Below are 17,492 nucleotides of genomic sequence, written 5' to 3'. Positions count from 1 at the left end.
TGAAGCAAGGACGCTGGCGCTGCCCCGGGAACTGAAAATCGGCGTCGCGATGGGGCGGTCCACGCGTTATTGCACTGTTTTGGCGCTTTTATGTGGGCTGTCCGCGGCCTTGCCCCTGATGCCGTCAAGTCAAGTAGATTTGAAGCCGAGAGCGGATTTGTGGCGAGCGGGCCAGCCCGCTCGCCACAAATCCTGGCCAGGCCTGAGGGCCGTTCCTGACCGATGGGTATTGGGGCAAGCCCTTGACAAGCCGCCGACCTCAATGTGGCACAAGCGATGCATAGCCGCTTGTACCTCACCGCGAAGCCGCGAGTGGGACGCCCCGTCGATCAACGGCGATCGTTTGGCCACAACTGGCCCGGGTGAACATGACTGCGTCGGGCCCACGGGCCGGCAGCACGAACAGGCAAAGGCGCCTGGAACCTTTTTGGTTCCGGGCGCTTTTTTTTGCTTTCGAAAAACCGGATTGGCCTTGACGGATGCTTCCTATGAACAGCTATTCAGCGACCTCGAATACCCTGCAAACGTTGGTGGTGATCGGCAACGGCATGGTGGGTCATCACTGCGTCGAGCAATTGGTCGAGCGCGGTGCCCTGGCGCATTTTCAGATTCATGTCTTCAGCGAAGAGCCGCAGCGTGCCTACGACCGCGTGCACCTGTCCGAATACTTCAGTGGCCGCGATGCGCAGGCGCTGGCCCTGGGCGACATCTCCCTGTACCAGACCCCGGGTGTGACCTTGCACCTGGGCCGTGCGGTGCTGGAAATCGACCGGGCACGCCGCGAGGTGATCACCAGCGAAGGGGCTGTGGCTTATGACAAGCTGGTGCTGGCGACCGGTTCCTTTCCCTTTGTCCCGCCGATCGAAGGCGCCGAGGGCGACTCGCGGCTGGTGTATCGCACCTTGGGCGATCTCGACCGTATCCGTGACGCGGCCAAAAATGCCCGGCGTGGCGTGGTGGTCGGCGGCGGCCTGTTGGGCCTGGAAGCGGCCAATGCCCTGAAGTCCCTGGGCCTGGAAGCCCATGTGGTGGAATTCGCGCCGCGACTGATGCCGGTGCAGCTGGATGAGCAAGGCGGCCAGGCGCTCAAGGACCGGATCGAGGCGCTGGGGGTCAGCGTGCATCTGTCGCGCGGCACCCAGTCGATCAGCGCCGGCAGCGAATACCGCTATCGGATGAACTTTGCCGCGGACGAATTCCTCGAGACCGACCTGATTGTATTTTCCGCCGGCATCCGTCCGCAGGATGCCCTGGCCCGGCAGTGCGGCCTGGAGCTCGGTCCGCGTGGCGGGGTGGCCATCGACAGCCAGTGTGGCAGCAGTGACCCGGCCATCTACGCCATCGGCGAATGCGCGGCGTGGAATGGTGGGATCTTCGGCCTGGTCGCCCCGGGCTACCAGATGGCCCGCGCGGTCGCCACGCAACTCTGTGGCGAAGACAGCGAGCCGTTCATGGGCGCGGACATGTCGACCAAGCTGAAACTGCTCGGCGTCGATGTCGGCTCCATTGGCGATGCCCACGGCGCCACGCCGGGAGCCCGCAGCTACCGCTTCATCGACGAATCCAGCGCCAGCTACCGGCGCCTGGTGGTGTCCGCCGACGGCAAGCGCGCCCTGGGCGCGGTGCTGGTCGGTGACAACAGCTATTATGACACCCTGCTGCAATATGTCAGCAACGGCATCGACCTGCCCGCCGATCCGGCCGGGCTGATCCTGCCGCTGGGCGAGGGCGCGCCGGCCCTGGGCGTGGACGCCTTGCCGGCGAGCGCTACCGTGTGTTCCTGCCATAACGTCAGCAAAGGCGCGATCTGCTCGGCCATCGACAGCGGTTGCAGCGACCTCGCCGAGCTCAAGTCCTGCACCCGCGCGGCCACCGGCTGCGGCGGCTGCAGCGCGCTGCTCAAGCAGGTGTTCGAGCATGAGTTGAGCGCCCGCGGCGTCAGCGTGGACAAGAGCCTGTGCGAGCATTTCGCCTATACCCGCCAGGAGCTTTACGCGATTGTCCGGGTCGAGCGCATCGAGTCCTTCGACGCGTTGCTGTCCGGCCATGGCAAGGGGCATCTCGGTTGCGATATCTGCAAGCCGGCGGTGGCTTCGATCCTTGCCTCGTGCTGGAACCAGCCGATCATGGATCCTGCCCTGGTGCCGCTGCAGGATACCAATGACACCTTCATGGCCAACATGCAGAAAAACGGTACCTATTCGATCATTCCGCGTATCGCCGGCGGCGAGATCACCCCGGACAAGCTGATTGCCCTGGGCGCGGTGGCGAAGAAATACGATCTCTACACCAAGATCACCGGTGGTCAGCGTATCGATCTGTTCGGTGCCCAATTGCACCAGTTGCCGCAGATCTGGGGTGAGCTGGTGGACGCCGGCTTTGAAACCGGACACGGCTATGGCAAATCGCTGCGCACGGTGAAGTCCTGCGTCGGCAGCACCTGGTGCCGTTATGGCGTGCAGGACAGCGTCGGCATGGCCCTGGTCCTGGAGAACCGCTACAAGGGCGTGCGCGCGCCGCACAAGTTCAAGCTCGCGGTCTCCGGCTGCACTCGCGAATGTGCCGAAGCGCAGAGCAAGGACATCGGCGTGATCGCCACCGACAAGGGTTGGAACCTTTACGTTGCCGGTAACGGTGGCATGCGTCCGCGGCATGCCGAACTGTTCGCCACCGATCTGGATGACGCCACCCTGATCCGCTACATCGACCGCTTCCTGATGTTCTACATCCGTACCGCCGACCGTTTGCAGCGCACCTCGGTGTGGCGTGAAAGCCTGGAAGGCGGCCTGGACTATCTCAAGGCGGTGATCATCGAGGACAGTCTGGGCCTGGCCGATGAACTGGAGGCGCAGATGCACTTGCTGATCGATCGCTACCAGTGCGAATGGGCCAACGCCCTGCAGGACCCTGAGAAGCTCAAGCGCTTCCGCACCTTCGTCAATGAGGCCGGTGGCGATCCTTCCATCCACTTTGTCCATGAGCGTGGCCAGCGTCGTCCGGTCCGTGCCCACGAACTGCACCTGATCCCTGTCACCGAGGAGATGAACTGATGAACCTGACCACAGCGGTACGCACCCAGAACGCCGTCGAATGGAAAACCCTGTGCAGCCGCGCTGACCTGGTGGCCGACTCCGGCGTGGTGGCCTGGCTCGACGGTGCCCAGGTGGCGCTGTTCCATCTGCCGCTCGGCGAGGGTGGCGAGCAGGTCTTTGCCATCGATAACCGCGATCCGAAATCGGGGGCCAATGTCATTGGTCGTGGCATCGTCGGGACGCTGAAGGGCGAGTTGGTGATCGCCTCGCCTTTATATAAGCAGCACTTTCGCCTGGAGGATGGCACCTGCATCGAGTATCCAGAACAGCGCTTGCGGGTCTGGCCGGTGCGCCTGAACGGCGATCAGGTGGAGGTGGGGCTGGACTGAGGCTCGGTACCCGGGCGGTTTATCCCGGGCAACGAAAAGGCCCCTCCGGGGGCCTTTTGTTTCGGGGGAGACTTACATGTTCGGGTAAGTCGGGCCGCCGGCGCCTTCCGGGGTGACCCAGGTGATGTTCTGCGACGGGTCCTTGATGTCGCAGGTCTTGCAGTGCACGCAGTTCTGGGCGTTGATCTGGAAACGCTTCTCGCCGTCTTCCTGGGTGATCACCTCATACACGCCCGCCGGGCAGTAACGCTGCGCCGGTTCATCATAGAGCGGCAGGTTCTTGGTGAGCGGGATGCTCGGGTCGGCCAGCTTCAGGTGGCAGGGCTGCTCTTCTTCATGGTTGGTGCCGGAGATGAATACCGAGCTGAGCTTGTCGAAGCTGAGCTTGCCGTCCGGTTTCGGGTAGTCGATCTTCTGGCTGTTGGCCGCCAACTTCAGGCAGGCGTAGTCCGGCTGGGTGTCGTGCAGGGTGAACGGCAGTTTGCCGCCAAAGAGGTTCTGGTCGAGCCAGTTGAAACCGGCACCAACGATCGGCCCGAACTTGTGCATCGCCGGGCCGAAGTTGCGGCTGGCGAACAGTTCTTCATACAGCCAGCTGGCCTTGAACGACTCGACGTAGGTGTTCAGTTCGTCACCGCCCTCGGCACCGGCCAGCAGCTTCGCGGCCACGGCTTCGGCCGCCAGCATGCCGGACTTCATCGCGGTATGGCTGCCCTTGATCTTGGCGAAGTTCAGGGTGCCCAGGTCGCAGCCGATCAGCGCGCCGCCCTTGAAAACCATCTTCGGCAGCGAGTTCAGGCCGCCCTTGCAGATGGCGCGGGCACCGTAGCTGATGCGCTTGCCACCTTCCAGGTATTGCTTGAGCACCGGGTGGTGCTTGAGGCGCTGGAATTCGTCGAACGGCGACAGGTAGGTATTGCCGTAGGACAGGTCGACGATCAGGCCGACCACCACCTGGTTGTTTTCCAGGTGGTAGAGGAACGAGCCACCAGTGTTCTCGGCGCTCATGATGTCCAGCGGCCAACCGGCGGTGTGCACCACCAGGCCGGGCTCATGCTTGGCCGGATCGATTTCCCAGATTTCTTTCAGGCCGATGCCGTAGTGCTGGGCATCGGCGTCGCTGTCGAGCTTGAAACGCGAAATCAGTTGCTTGCCGATATGCCCACGGCAGCCTTCGGCGAACAGCGTGTACTTGCCGCGCAGTTCCATGCCGGGGGTGTACAGGCCTTCCTTCGGCTTGCCTTCCCGGTCGACACCCAGGTCGCCAGTGATGATCCCGCGGACCACGCCGTTGTCGTCGAACAGCGCTTCCTGGGCGGCGAAGCCGGGGTAGATCTCCACGCCCAGGTTCTCGGCCTGCTGGGCCAGCCAGCGGCACAGGTTACCCAGGGAGATGATGTAGTTGCCTTCGTTGTGCATGGTCTTGGGCACAAAGAAGTCGGGAACCTTGGTCGAGGTTTCGTTGCTGCGCAGGACATAGATGTCGTCGCGCTTGACGGGGGTGTTCAGCGGCGCGCCGAGTTCCTTCCAGTCCGGGAACAGTTCGTTCAGGGCCCGTGGCTCGAACACCGCGCCGGAAAGGATGTGGGCACCGACCTCGGAACCTTTCTCCACGACGCAGACGCTGATTTCCTGACCCGCTTCGGCCGCTTTCTGTTTCAGCCGGCAAGCGGCGGACAGGCCTGCGGGGCCGGCACCGACGATGACCACGTCGAATTCCATGTATTCGCGTTCCACAGACTCTCTCCTACTCAAGGCTCACATTTTTTTCTGATTGGAGGTTTGGTGCCCGCTCCAGTATTCCTGCTCCGCGTCGGGAAGAGGAGCTCGGATAAGACATCTTTCTCTCTAGGCGGCGCATTATATCTACACCACTACCAGCGTCCAATACAAACGTTTGTTTGAATTCGCTGCAGGCTAGAGAAATCAAAGAAGCGCGGCTTATGACTGGCCATTTTGTCGTATTGACCGGAATGGGCGTTCCGGTCAAGATACGGGCGGTTTCACGCTCGCCGTAGGCTGAATCCAGGATTCAGGAGCCCCTCTAAAGACAGGGCGAAGGCAGTGAAAAGTACAGCGGCATGCCGTTCTGGCGCGGAGTTTACACGCCTTGACGGTTCATGACTGCCCAGTCGCGTCCGACGGACGGTATAGGCTGGTCGGCAGCGGTGTTTTCGCTTCAAGTGCCGGCGTTTTTGGAGGTGCCCTTGTGCTTCTTATGGAGTCGTGCGCCGATGAGCATCAACCGCCAGGTCAGTCCTGGCGATTTCCTTTTCACCGGAGAGTAACGAGGAATCCATGAAGGTTCTTGTAGCTGTCAAACGCGTTGTCGATTACAACGTCAAGGTTCGTGTCAAGGCGGACAATTCCGGCGTCGACCTCGCCAACGTCAAGATGTCGATGAACCCGTTCTGCGAAATCGCAGTGGAAGAAGCGGTGCGCCTGAAAGAAAAAGGCGTGGTGACTGAGATCGTCGTCGTCTCCGTCGGCCCGTCCACCGCCCAGGAGCAACTGCGCACCGCGCTGGCTCTGGGTGCCGACCGCGCCATCCTCGTCGAATCCGCCGAAGATCTGACTTCCCTGGCCGTTGCCAAACTGCTCAAAGCCGTTGTCGACAAGGAACAGCCTCAACTGGTGATCCTTGGTAAACAAGCCATCGACAGCGACAACAACCAGACTGGCCAGATGCTCGCTGCGTTGAGCGGTTACGGCCAGGGCACGTTCGCTTCCAAAGTCGAAATCAGCGGCGACAGCGTAGCTGTGACCCGCGAAATCGACGGCGGCGCGCAGACCGTTTCCCTGAAACTGCCGGCCATCATCACCACCGACCTGCGTTTGAACGAGCCGCGCTATGCGTCCCTGCCAAACATCATGAAAGCCAAGAAGAAGCCTCTCGAAGTGCTGACTCCGGATGCTTTGGGCGTTTCCACCGCCTCCACCAACAAGACCGTGAAAGTCGAAGCGCCTGCTGCGCGCAGCGCAGGCATCAAGGTCAAATCGGTGGCTGAACTGGTCGAGAAACTGAAAAACGAAGCGAAGGTAATCTAATCATGACTATCTTGGTAATCGCCGAACACGATAACAAAGTGCTGGCCCCGGCCACGCTGAACACCGTTGCCGCCGCTGCCAAAATCGGCGGCGACATCCACCTGCTGGTTGCAGGCCAGGGCGCTGGCGCCGTGGCTGAAGCCGCTGCGAAAGTCGCTGGCGTGGCTAAAGTGCTGGTGGCCGACAACGCCGCCTACGCGCATCAACTGCCGGAAAACGTCGCTCCGCTGGTAGCCGAACTGGGCAAGGGCTACAGCCACATCCTGGCTGCCGCCACTTCCAATGGCAAAAACATCCTGCCGCGCGTCGCCGCTGCACTGGACGTTGACCAGATCTCCGAGATCATCTCGGTCGAAAGCGCTGACACCTTCAAGCGTCCGATCTACGCCGGTAACGCCATCGCTACCGTGCAATCGACCGCCGCCGTGAAAGTGATCACCGTGCGTGCCACTGGTTTCGACCCGGTTGCAGCTGTTGGTGGTTCGGCCGCTGTTGAAGCCGTTGCCGCTGCCCATGATGCTGGCATCTCCAGCTTCGTCGGCGAAGAGCTGGCCAAGTCCGATCGTCCGGAACTGACCGCCGCCAAGATCGTCGTTTCCGGCGGTCGCGGCATGCAGAACGGTGACAACTTCAAGCACCTGTACGCCCTGGCCGACAAGCTGGGCGCTGCCGTCGGTGCTTCCCGCGCCGCGGTCGACGCCGGTTTCGTACCGAACGACATGCAGGTCGGCCAGACCGGCAAGATCGTCGCTCCACAGCTGTACATTGCCGTCGGTATCTCCGGCGCGATCCAGCATCTGGCTGGTATGAAGGACTCCAAGGTGATCGTCGCGATCAACAAGGACGAAGAGGCACCGATCTTCCAGGTGGCTGATTACGGCCTGGTGGCGGACCTGTTCGAGGCGGTACCCGAGTTCGAGAAGCTGGTCTGATCCAGCGGCTTCGCTTATAAGAGAACCCGGCCTTCTGGCCGGGTTTTTTTTCGAGATCATCGACCGAATGCTGCGTTCCCCTGTAGGAGATTCACCTCATGGACAGGCTTCGCGCCACCGCGCTGTCGCTACTGCTGGGTTTGCCCGTGTTGGCCCCGGAGGCCCTGGCGCTGGGCAAATGCGAGCGCCTGATCGTCACCGGCAGCCCGGATGCGCCGCCATACCTGTGGCGCGATCCGCAGGACCCGGCGCACCTGATCGGCGCCAGCGCCGACCTGCTGCGCCAGGTGGCGGTGGAGTTGGGGCTCAAGGTCGAGGTGCTCTACGGCGGCAGGCGCTCCGAGGCCCAGGCCGAGGTGCGCAGCGGGCGCATGGACCTGTTGCTGGATGCCCCCCTCGCACTCGACGAATTGGACTCGCTGGACTACATCCACCCGGCGCTGCTGCAAAACGATTTCCTGGTCTGGACCCGCAAGGATTCGCCCCTGGTCTACAACAGCGTCGAGGATCTGCACGGGCACGCCGGGGCGGTCTCGGAAAAGGCCCGGATGACCCAGTCGTTCAGTGCCTTCAGCCAGGAGCGCCTGAGCCTGCGGCGCACGCCAAGTCTGACCCCGGCCTTGCACAAACTGTTGCTGGGCGAGGTCGAATACGTGCTGGCCGGACGTTATGCCGGCATGGTCACGACCCAGGCCCTGGGCATGGCCAACGATATCGAGGCCCATCCGCAACCGGTCGACCAGCCGGGGCTGTTTCTCGCCGTTTCCCACAACTCGGCCTGCAATGACCCCTGGTTGCGCGGACAGTTGGCGAAAAAGATGACAGAATTGCCCGCGTCCGGCCTGACCGAAGCCGCGCTGCAGCGCAATCTGGAGCGTTGGAAGGCGCAATTGCAACCGGTCGGCGCCCCCAAACCGTAGGGATTTTCTTGTGAGTATTCGACCTCTATTTGCTGCCCTGGCCGTGCTGGCGCTGGCGGGCTGTGCAACCGATCCGGCGCCGAATGAGCAAATGCGCCTGACCGAGCGCGCCATCGAGCAGGCCCATGCCGTCGGGGCCAACGCCAACGATGTCGCGGAACTGAAACAGGCCGAGGACAAGTTCCGCCGGGCCAAGGCCAATATGGCCGAGCAGGCGTTCCGTGGCGCCCGGCGCAAGGCCGAGCAGGCTGAACTGGATGCGCGCCTGGCCGAAGCCCGGGTACTGACCGAGAAAAGCCAGGAACAGGTCGCGCTGCTCAACAGCCGCATCACCCGCTTGCACAAGCAACTGGAGGCGGCTCAATGATCCATTCGAGCGCAAGGGCCGGCGGCCTGCTGTTGCTGGCGTGTGTCGGCCTGTATGGCTGTGCCGGCCAGAACGATAGCGAGGCGGCCTTGCAGGCGGCGTCGGCGAGCTTTCAGAAGGTCAAGGAAGACGCCAATGTGCTGCGTTTCGCGCCCAGGGATGTGATCCGTGCCGGTGAGTCCCTGGCCCGGGCCGAGCGCCTGTCCGGCTATCTGGGCAGCGCCGCTGATGTCGAGCACTATGCCTACCTGAGCGAGCGTTACGCCGACATTGCCCGTGAGCATACCGAAACCGCGCTGAACCAGGAGCGGGCGGCGAAGCTGGAGCTGGAGCGTCAACGCCTGCAACTGGCCTTGCGCGAAAGCAAGTTGCTCAGCGTGCAGCAGCAGGGCAAGTGGGTGGAAGAGCAGATCGCCAGTTTGACCAGTAACCAGAAAGATCGCGGCCTGGTGATGACCCTCGGCGATGTGTTGTTCGACACTGGCGAGGCGGAGTTGAAGAACTCGGCCAATCGCACGGTGCTCAAGCTGGCACAGTTTCTCCAGCTCAACCCGCGGCGCATCGTCCGTATTGAGGGCTATACCGACAGCACGGGCGATCCGGACAGTAACCTGCAACTGTCCCGTGAGCGCGCGCAGTCGGTGGCCGATATGTTGGTGGACCTGGGGATCGACGACAAGCGCATCCAGGTCGAAGGCTATGGCGACCAGTACCCGGTGGATGTGAACGCCACCGAGCGCGGACGAGCGCAGAATCGTCGGGTCGAGATTGTCTTTTCCGATGAGAAGGGCCGGCTGGGCGCGGCGCGCTGACGGCGGGCCGCTTCCTTGAAAACCCGGCGTGCGCAAGACGCCGGGTTTTTTTATGGCCGTTACGCCTTCGAAAACACCACGAATCTTTGTAGGAGTCTGGCTTGCCTGCGATGAGGCCCGCCCGGACGCCATCGCCAGCAAGCCGGGTTCCTACAGGGTACGCGTTGTTCAGAAGATCGCTGCGCCCGTACAGTTTTGCTTCTCTTGTCACTGTATTGTCGACTATTGTAGAAACTGTGCCAGTACACTTTGAAACTGTTCCGGTATTGTTGCCTCCAAGAATAAAAATGCCGTTGAAACCGAGTGCTGCTTCATGACCAACCTATTGCTCTACCAACGTATTGCTCAGCAGCTCGCCGAGGATATCCGGCGGGGCGTCTATCAGCCGGGCGAGCGCGTGCCGTCGGTGCGCAAGATGAGCTCGCAGCTCAATGTCAGCCACGCCACGGTGCTGCAGGCCTATGCCAACCTGGAAGACCAGGGGCTGATCCGCGCGCGGCCGCAATCGGGCTACTACGTTCACCAGACCCCGGCCCTGACCGCGCCCACGCCGGACATCGCCCGGGTCGAACGGCCAGGGCTGGTCACCCGCAGCAGTATTATCCAGCAGGTACTGGTCGAGTCCCGCCGTGAGGGGGTGTTTCCCTTCGGCACGGCGGTGCCGTCGGTGGACTACCTGCCGGTACGCGCGCTGCACCAGCAGTTGGCCAAGGTCACGCGCTTTCATAGCCCACGGGCCTTCAGCTACATGTTCAGCCCCGGCTTCGAGCCGTTGCGCCGCCAGGTGGCGATTCGCATGCGCGATGCCGGGGTGGTGGTCGATCCCTCGGAAGTGGTGATCACTCACGGTTGCGTGGATGCCCTGCAGATGTCGCTACGGGTCCTGACCCGCCCCGGCGACCTGATCGCCGCCGAGTCGCCGACCTACTACGGCCTGCTGCAACTGGCCGACCTGCTGGGCCTGAAAGTCATCGAGATTCCCAGCGACCCGGCCATCGGCATGAGCCTGGAGGCCCTGCAACTGGCGGCCAACCAATGGTCGATCAAGGCCCTGGTCCTGACCACCCGACTGAGCAATCCGCTGGGTGGGACCATGCCGGAAGAGCGGCAGAAACAGTTGCTGCGCCTGGCTTCGGATTTCGATATCCAGATCGTCGAAGACGATATCTATGGCGAGTTGATGTTCGAAGTCGGCCGGACCAAGGCGCTCAAGGCCTATGACCGCCTGGACCGGGTGATCTACTGCTCGAGTGTTTCCAAGACCCTGTCGCCCGGAGTGCGGATCGGCTGGATGATTGCCGGCAAATTCCAGCAGGAAATCCAGCGCTTGCAGACCTTCAGCACCCACTCGGCGTGCAGCGTGACGCAGATGGGGGTGGCGGCCTACCTGGAAAACGGCGGCTACGACCGCCACCTGCGCTATATCCGCCAGGAGTATCGCAAGAACCTCAGCGCCTTCCAGTTGGCGGTACAGCAGTACTTCCCGGAAGGCACGCAGATGACCCGGCCCACTGGTGGCTTCATCCTGTGGGTCAGCCTGCCCGGACGGGTCAACACCCAGGAGTTGCACGTGCGGGCGCTGCAGCAGGGCATCAGTATCGCTCCCGGGCTGATCTTCAGTAACACCGAGCAGTTCAATCACTGTATCCGGCTCAACTGCGGGATCCCCTGGAATCGCGAGGCCGAGCGGGCCTTGATGACACTCGGCATGTTGGCCAGCCAGCTGTGCCAGGAGACGGCGGCCGGACTCTTGTGAAGTCCCGTGGACAGGCAGGAGCGATCCTTGATGATCGGCCTGCTTGTCATGCGGCGCTCAACAGGCGAGCATATGGGCCCTCTGTCGTCCCTGCCGTAGAGCCTATGAAAGCGATTCTTTCCATTCGTTTGCTGTTGATGGTCCTGTTGGTCGGTGTCGGTACGGGGGCTGCCGTGGCGGTGCAGGCCGAGGACACCCATGTGCCCGCGGCGACGGCGAAAGGGGCGCTCGGGACTCCGGCCAGCAGCGTCAAGCTGGTGAAGAAAAAAACGCTGCCGGCCAAGCGGACCACGAGCCAGAAGGTTGCGCGGGGCAAGCTCAAGAGGCGTGCGCCCATCGCCGCCAAATCCGTCCCGGCCAGTGACGCGCTGAAAACCACGCTGCCACCGGCCAAGCTGGATCTGAGCCTGCCCCAGGACATGGTCAAGCGCCTTGAGCCATTGGGCACGGTGCCCTTGTCGAAAAGTCGGCCGCTGTTGCCACCGCTGTTCATCGAAAAGAACCCCGAGCAGACGTCTTTCCAGCTCAACGGGCGTTTGCTCAAGAATGAAATGGATCTGCAGCTGCGCAACGAGAATCGCAAGGAAGTCGATGGGGCGGCCCTGGATTTTCAATTCAAACAGTGAAACCGAGGCTACTCTTACGACGCTTCGTCGGTGACTGCTCGGTCATCGGCCTTATCCATGAAAAACAATTGTGCGACCAATTTTAAACAGCCGTTTTAGCGGTTACTCTGTCCTCCACACACCTTTTCCCTTATCAGGAGCGTGTCGTCATGAAGTGCCGTGAGGGCTGTGGCGCTTGTTGCATTGCCCCTTCCATCAGTACGCCGATTCCAGGCATGCCCAACGGTAAGCCGGCGGGAGAACGTTGCCTGCATCTCTCGCCGGAAAATCTCTGCGGTCTGTTTGGCAAACCTGAACGGCCTCCTGTATGCGGGGCTTTCCAGGCCGATCCCGAGGTTTGTGGCGGCAGCCGTGAAGAGGCGATCCGCCTGATCGGCTGGTGGGAGCAAATGACAGCGGCATAAGGTGTGTTCAATGACCGGAACTTCAACAATAAGGAATACAACAATGAGTTCGCTGCATCGAATGGCTGTGGTTTGTGGTTTGACTGTCCTGTTGACCGGTACCGCTTGCGCGGAGAGCTGGGAAACGGCCAAGGACCAGGACGGTATCAAGGTCTCCCTGAGTGAAGTGGCCAACTCCAAGTACAAGGCCTACCGTGGCGTGACCCTGATCAAGGCGCCGGTGGCGAAGATCCAGGCGCTGCAGGAAGACGCGGTCGGGGCCTGTGCCTGGATTCACGAGTGCAAGTCGCAGAAGCTGCTGAAGAAAGACGGTGACCTGAGCTGGACCTACACCCAGTTCAAGGCGCCGTTCCCGGTCACCGATCGCGACTCGATCCTGCAGATCACCACCACCAAGGGCGCTGACGGCAGCCTGACCCGTGCGCTCAAGGAAGTACCGAGCTACCTGCCGGAAGAGAAGGGCTATGTCCGTGTCGCCCAGGTGGAGGGTTTCTGGAAGCTGGTACCCAAGGACGGTGGCATGACCGAAGTGACTTATCAGGTGCATACCGAGCCGGGCGGCAGCGTGCCTTCGTGGCTGGCCAACAAGTTCGTGGTCGATGCGCCGTTCAATACCCTCAAGGCCCTGAAGGAGCGTGCCGAAAAGTGAGGAACTGACTGGCGCGGCCTGTCGGTACACTCATGGACCCGTTAGGAGCTGGCTCGCCAGCGATAGCGATCTACTGCTCGACATCGCTGTCGCCTGAGAACTCGCCATCGCCAGCAAGCTGGCTCCTACAGGTTAGGTGACGTTGTTCGGGGTTTTATCCGCTCAAAGTGGGTTGAACGATCTTTCGTGCCTTACAGTCCAGATGTAGTAAGCCCATTCCTGGGCTTTACCGAGGACGCATCGATGAGCAAGTGGGTAGTTACCTTCGTCGACGATCATGGTGTGCAGGGCACGGAGCACTTCGACTGCACAAGCCAACCGGATCTGGAGCAAGCCGCGCGATTGATTCGCGCCAAGCTGTTGCCGATTCCCGCCACGCTGGACCTCAATGACCTGGAGGGCCGAACTTCGGAGCCGACGGTCAAGAGCTTGAAAGATCAGAACAGCATCCAGATCATCAGCATCACGCCTTTACCCTGACCGCGTTTTTTCATCTGCATTCCCCCTGGCAGAGGCGATGGCATCGCGCTACTCTGCAAGGGAGATCAGCGAATGATTCGCTAGCGGTCTGATCTTGTCAGCTACATGCTTGTTTCCCGGTTGCTGTAACGCCAGCGCTGTTCGGTGTCTGGTTTCGGGAGTACGGAAAGTCTATCCAACGCTTGCTGAGGAGGACGTTTCATGAGCACAGCCTATCAAGAAGACATCAGCAGCCACGTGCTGCGCCGCATGAAAGAAGGCGGTTTCGATTTCGCACGCATCCATCCCATCGAGTTCTATGCCGTTTTCCCGGACGAGGAGCGGGCGCGCAGGGCGGCAGGCAAGTTTCGCGGTGAATCCTTGAATGCCCAGGTCAGTGTCCGGGACGACGGTGCCTGGTACCTGGAACTGAGCAAGGTGATGTACGCCACCTATGGCGGTATCGGTGACTTCGAGCAGAACTTCGGGGCGGTGGTCGAGCCCCTGGGCGGTACTATCGAGGGTTGGGGCGTCAAGCATCCGGTTCGAGCGCTCAATTGAAAATACTTCCTTCCACCGGCAACGGCTGACCCAAGGGTTGGCCGTTTTTGTTCGCGCGCACAAAAAAAGGCCACCCGGGCAGGTGCGCAAACTCTGGCTATGCTGGTGACAGGCAAAGCCTGATTCGCAATGAGGCGCGGCTTCTCGCATTGGGGCGTTTACTGCACAGCTATGGTGCGGCGCAGGTTGGATGATTATCCAACTGTTTGATATTAAAGCGTTTATGCCGATGGCACGGGCCTTGCGAAGGCTCTTGTGACCGGGTGACAAGGAGCACGGCATGATCCGCACCTATTTTGACGAGATGTACGATGCCGGCGGCCAGGTCCGCCCGCATTACCGGGAGTTTGCTCGTTGGCTGGCCGATACCCCTGAGGAGTTGTTGGCACAACGGCGACGCGAGGCCGATCTGCTGTTTCATCGCGCCGGGATTACCTTCACCCTTTATGGAGACGAGCAGGGCACCGAACGCCTGATCCCGTTCGACACCATTCCCCGCAGCATTCCCGCCAGTGAATGGCGCGTCGTGGAACGCGGTTGCATCCAGCGGGTCAAGGCGCTGAACATGTTTCTCGCCGACCTCTATCACGAGCAACGCATCATCAAGGCCGGGATCATTCCCGCCGAACAGGTGCTGGCCAACGAGCAGTACCAACTGGCGATGCAGGGCTTGAACCTGCACCGTGACATCTACTCGCATATTTCCGGGGTCGATCTGGTCCGGGATGGCGACGGCACCTACTACGTCCTGGAAGACAACCTGCGCACCCCCAGCGGCGTGAGCTACATGCTCGAAGACCGCAAGATGATGATGCGCCTGTTCCCCGAGCTGTTCGCCGCCCAGCGCATCGCACCAATCGACCATTACCCCAACCTGTTACTCGACACGCTGAAAAGCTCAAGCCCCTTGGACAACCCGAGCGTGGTGGTACTGACGCCCGGGCGCTTCAACAGCGCGTTCTTCGAGCACGCGTTCCTGGCCCGGGAAATGGGCGTGGAACTGGTGGAGGGCGCCGACCTGTTCGTGCGTGACGACAAAGTCTTCATGCGTACCACTGACGGCCCGAAACAGGTGGATGTGATCTACCGCCGCCTCGACGATGCGTTCCTCGATCCGCTGGCCTTCAACCCCGAGTCGATGCTTGGCGTGCCCGGGCTGCTGTCGTCCTACCGGTCCGGCAATGTGGTGCTGGCCAATGCCATCGGCACGGGCGTGGCGGACGACAAGTCGGTGTACCCGTTTGTCACCGACATGATCCGTTTCTACCTGGATGAAGAGCCGATTCTGCAGAACGTGCCGACCTGGCAGTGTCGCAAGCCCGAGGAACTCTCCCACGTGCTGGCGCATCTGCCGGAGTTGGTGGTCAAGGAAACCCAGGGCTCGGGCGGCTACGGCATGCTGGTGGGGCCGGCGGCGAGCGCCGCGGAAATCGAGAATTTCCGCGCCCGGCTCAAGGCCAAGCCCCATGCCTATATCGCCCAGCCGACGTTGTCCCTGTCGACCTGCCCGACCTTTGTCGAGAGCGGCATTGCCCCACGCCACATCGATCTGCGTCCATTTGTCCTCTCCGGTCGTGAGACCCGTGTCGTGCCGGGCGGGCTGACCCGTGTCGCACTGCGCGAAGGCTCCCTGGTGGTGAACTCGTCCCAGGGCGGCGGCACCAAGGACACCTGGGTGGTCGAGGATTAAGGAAGCCTGACATGCTAAGTAGAACTGCCTCGGATTTGTATTGGATGTCGCGCTATCTGGAGCGCGTGGAAAACCTCGCGCGGATGCTCGACGTGAGTTATTCGTTGTCGTTGATGCCGCAGGACGGTCGTGGCGACGGTCTGCATGAAATGGCCATGCCGCTGTTGATCACCGGCACCCTCGACGACTACCTGGAACGCCATGGCGAGCTGCATGCCGACCGGTTGCTGCATTTCTTCGCCCTGGACGCGGCCAACCCGGCGAGCATCTTCAGTTGCCTGCGGGCCGCACGGGCCAGTGCCCATGCGGTGCGTGGGCGGATTACCGCGGACATGTGGGAAAACATCAACGCCACCTGGCTGGAGATTCGCGGCATTGCCGACCAGGGCCTCGGGCGGTATGGCATGAGCCGTTTCTGCGAGTGGATCAAGGAGCGTTCCCACCTGTTTCGCGGGGCGTCCTACGGCACCATCATGCGTAACGATGCCTTTCGTTTCATTCGCCTGGGGACCTTTATCGAGAGGGCCGACAATACCCTGCGCCTGCTGGATGCCCGCTACGACATGGCCGGCGACCAGGCCGACGCGGTCAGCGATGGCACGGCCCACGCCTATTACCAGTGGAGCGCATTGCTGCGGGCGTTGTCCTCGTTCGAGGCCTACACCGAGATCTACCGTGATGCCCCGGGGGCGCGGCAGGTTGCCGAACTGCTGCTGTTGCGTGCCGACGTGCCGCGCTCGTTGCGCGCCTGTACCGAAGAAATCGATCAGATTCTCGCCAGCCTGCCGGGCATCAACGGCCGGCCGGCCCAGCGCCTGGCCGCGGAGATGGACGCGCGACTGCGCTACACCGGTATCGATGAGATCCTCGACGAAGGCCTGCACACCTGGCTGACCGAGTTCATTCCCCTGGTTGCCGAACTGGGCAACGCCATACACAGCTCCTACCTGGAGGCCGCATGAGACTTTCCATTAGCCACGAAACCACCTATCACTACGAGGATCAGGTGCGGGCGAGCATCCAGTACCTGCGCCTGACCCCCCACGACAGCGAGCGCCAGCACGTGCTCAGCTGGCAACTGGACCTGCCGCGTCCGGTGCGGGCGCAGCTCGATCCGTTCGGCAACATCCTGCATGTGCTGACCCTGGACGAGCCCCATGAAGCCATTATCATCGGCGCCCGTGGCCAGGTGGATATCGACGAGCAGCGCGAGGCCGAGCACGAGAGCCAGTCGGCTTTGCCGTTCTTGCGCATGACCCGCCTGACGGAGCCGGACGATGCCCTGCGCGGCTTCGCCGACAAGCAATGTCACAAGCGCCGTGATCGCAGCGCGCTGATTGACCTGATGCAGGCGTTGAACCAGCACATGACCTACACGCCGGGCGCCACCGAAGTCGATACCAGCGCCGCCCAGGCCTTTGCCCGGCGGGCCGGAGTATGCCAGGACCACACCCACGCGTTCCTGGCGTGCGCGCGCAGCCTGGGGATTCCGGCGCGTTATGTGTCGGGCTATCTGTACAGCGAGAACAGCGAACACCTGGCCAGTCATGCCTGGGCCGAAGCCTGGCTGGACGATGCCTGGTACAGCTTCGATGTGACCAACCAGTTGTCCCGGCCGGAGCGCCATCTGAAGTTGGCGGTGGGCCTGGATTACCTCGACGCCTGCCCGGTGCGGGGCATGCGCCGGGGCGGTGGCGGCGAGCAGATGCACGCCAAGGTGCTGGTAGCGCCGGCTCCGGTACTCTCGGTGCAGCAGCAATAACGGAAGAACGCACGGTCCTTTCTATAGGAGCAGCCGGCCGACGCTCGGTTGCTCGCGATGGACGTCAACGTTGACATGGAGCAGC

The 17,492-nt window shown here is 61.9% G+C and carries 17 protein-coding genes; 16 read left to right on the top strand and 1 reads right to left on the bottom strand.

What is annotated here, in order from left to right; all coding sequences use genetic code 11:
* Positions 1–488: 488 nt before the first annotated feature.
* Together nirB and nirD are read left to right on the top strand one after the other, a co-directional pair.
* Positions 489–3,050 carry a nitrite reductase large subunit NirB gene (gene nirB, locus PFEN_RS00165; RefSeq protein ID WP_191485037.1) on the top strand — a complete coding sequence of 854 codons (2,562 nt, stop codon included), beginning with the start codon at positions 489–491 and terminating at the stop codon, positions 3,048–3,050.
* Complete coding sequence (gene nirD, locus PFEN_RS00160) at positions 3,050–3,421, top strand: nitrite reductase small subunit NirD (RefSeq protein WP_191485036.1); 372 nt, start codon at positions 3,050–3,052, stop codon at positions 3,419–3,421. The genes nirB and nirD overlap by 1 nt, the downstream gene beginning before the upstream one ends.
* 72 nt (positions 3,422–3,493) lie before the next feature.
* On the opposite strand, the gene PFEN_RS00155 is transcribed toward nirD, so the two are convergent.
* Positions 3,494–5,158 carry an electron transfer flavoprotein-ubiquinone oxidoreductase gene (locus tag PFEN_RS00155; RefSeq protein ID WP_191485035.1) on the bottom strand — a complete coding sequence of 555 codons (1,665 nt, stop codon included), beginning with the start codon at positions 5,156–5,158 and terminating at the stop codon, positions 3,494–3,496.
* A 561-nt stretch (positions 5,159–5,719) separates the two neighbouring features.
* Here PFEN_RS00155 and PFEN_RS00150 point away from each other — a divergent pair.
* The 14 genes from PFEN_RS00150 (at position 5,720) to PFEN_RS00085 (ending at position 17,407) form a co-directional block, all read left to right on the top strand.
* On the top strand, positions 5,720–6,469 hold the full coding sequence (locus PFEN_RS00150; RefSeq protein ID WP_191485034.1) for an electron transfer flavoprotein subunit beta/FixA family protein: 750 nt from the start codon (positions 5,720–5,722) through the stop codon (positions 6,467–6,469).
* A gap of 2 nt (positions 6,470–6,471) precedes the next feature.
* Positions 6,472–7,401 (top strand): electron transfer flavoprotein subunit alpha/FixB family protein, encoded by a 930-nt coding sequence (locus PFEN_RS00145; RefSeq protein WP_191485033.1) that lies wholly within the window; start codon positions 6,472–6,474, stop codon positions 7,399–7,401.
* A 98-nt stretch (positions 7,402–7,499) separates the two neighbouring features.
* Positions 7,500–8,321, top strand: coding sequence for a substrate-binding periplasmic protein (locus PFEN_RS00140; RefSeq protein WP_191485032.1), 822 nt, complete (start codon positions 7,500–7,502; stop codon positions 8,319–8,321).
* A gap of 10 nt (positions 8,322–8,331) precedes the next feature.
* On the top strand, positions 8,332–8,688 hold the full coding sequence (locus tag PFEN_RS00135) for a DUF4398 domain-containing protein (RefSeq protein ID WP_191485031.1): 357 nt from the start codon (positions 8,332–8,334) through the stop codon (positions 8,686–8,688).
* Entirely contained in the window at positions 8,685–9,500 is an 816-nt protein-coding gene (locus PFEN_RS00130; RefSeq protein ID WP_191485030.1) for an OmpA family protein, read from the top strand. Before PFEN_RS00135 ends, PFEN_RS00130 begins: the two co-directional genes overlap by 4 nt.
* 313 nt (positions 9,501–9,813) lie before the next feature.
* The gene (locus PFEN_RS00125; protein ID WP_191485029.1) at positions 9,814–11,256 is read left to right on the top strand and encodes a PLP-dependent aminotransferase family protein; all 1,443 of its coding nucleotides are present in this window, start codon (positions 9,814–9,816) and stop codon (positions 11,254–11,256) included.
* 104 nt (positions 11,257–11,360) lie between these two features.
* Entirely contained in the window at positions 11,361–11,882 is a 522-nt protein-coding gene (locus PFEN_RS00120; protein ID WP_191485028.1) for a hypothetical protein, read from the top strand.
* Positions 11,883–12,031: 149 nt separating this feature from the next.
* Positions 12,032–12,286 carry a YkgJ family cysteine cluster protein gene (locus PFEN_RS00115; RefSeq protein WP_191485027.1) on the top strand — a complete coding sequence of 85 codons (255 nt, stop codon included), beginning with the start codon at positions 12,032–12,034 and terminating at the stop codon, positions 12,284–12,286.
* A 43-nt stretch (positions 12,287–12,329) separates the two neighbouring features.
* Entirely contained in the window at positions 12,330–12,935 is a 606-nt protein-coding gene (locus PFEN_RS00110) for an START domain-containing protein (protein ID WP_191485026.1), read from the top strand.
* A 243-nt stretch (positions 12,936–13,178) separates the two neighbouring features.
* Positions 13,179–13,415: a hypothetical protein gene (locus tag PFEN_RS00105; RefSeq protein ID WP_191485025.1), complete on the top strand. Its 237-nt coding sequence runs from the start codon at positions 13,179–13,181 to the stop codon at positions 13,413–13,415.
* Positions 13,416–13,616: 201 nt separating this feature from the next.
* A complete protein-coding gene (locus tag PFEN_RS00100) occupies positions 13,617–13,955 on the top strand; it encodes a ribonuclease E inhibitor RraB (protein ID WP_191485024.1) in 339 nt (112 codons plus the stop codon).
* 280 nt (positions 13,956–14,235) lie between these two features.
* The gene (locus PFEN_RS00095) at positions 14,236–15,645 is read left to right on the top strand and encodes a circularly permuted type 2 ATP-grasp protein (RefSeq protein WP_191485023.1); all 1,410 of its coding nucleotides are present in this window, start codon (positions 14,236–14,238) and stop codon (positions 15,643–15,645) included.
* A gap of 11 nt (positions 15,646–15,656) precedes the next feature.
* Positions 15,657–16,607 (top strand): alpha-E domain-containing protein, encoded by a 951-nt coding sequence (locus tag PFEN_RS00090; protein ID WP_177094799.1) that lies wholly within the window; start codon positions 15,657–15,659, stop codon positions 16,605–16,607.
* On the top strand, positions 16,604–17,407 hold the full coding sequence (locus tag PFEN_RS00085; protein WP_191485022.1) for a transglutaminase family protein: 804 nt from the start codon (positions 16,604–16,606) through the stop codon (positions 17,405–17,407). Before PFEN_RS00090 ends, PFEN_RS00085 begins: the two co-directional genes overlap by 4 nt.
* The last annotated feature ends 85 nt before the right edge of the window (positions 17,408–17,492 follow it).

This window comes from Pseudomonas sp. FEN (assembly GCF_904067045.1).
GTDB lineage: Bacteria > Pseudomonadota > Gammaproteobacteria > Pseudomonadales > Pseudomonadaceae > Aquipseudomonas.
Note: the sequence above shows the minus strand (reverse complement) of the source record. Positions and strands in the feature narration are given on the sequence as shown.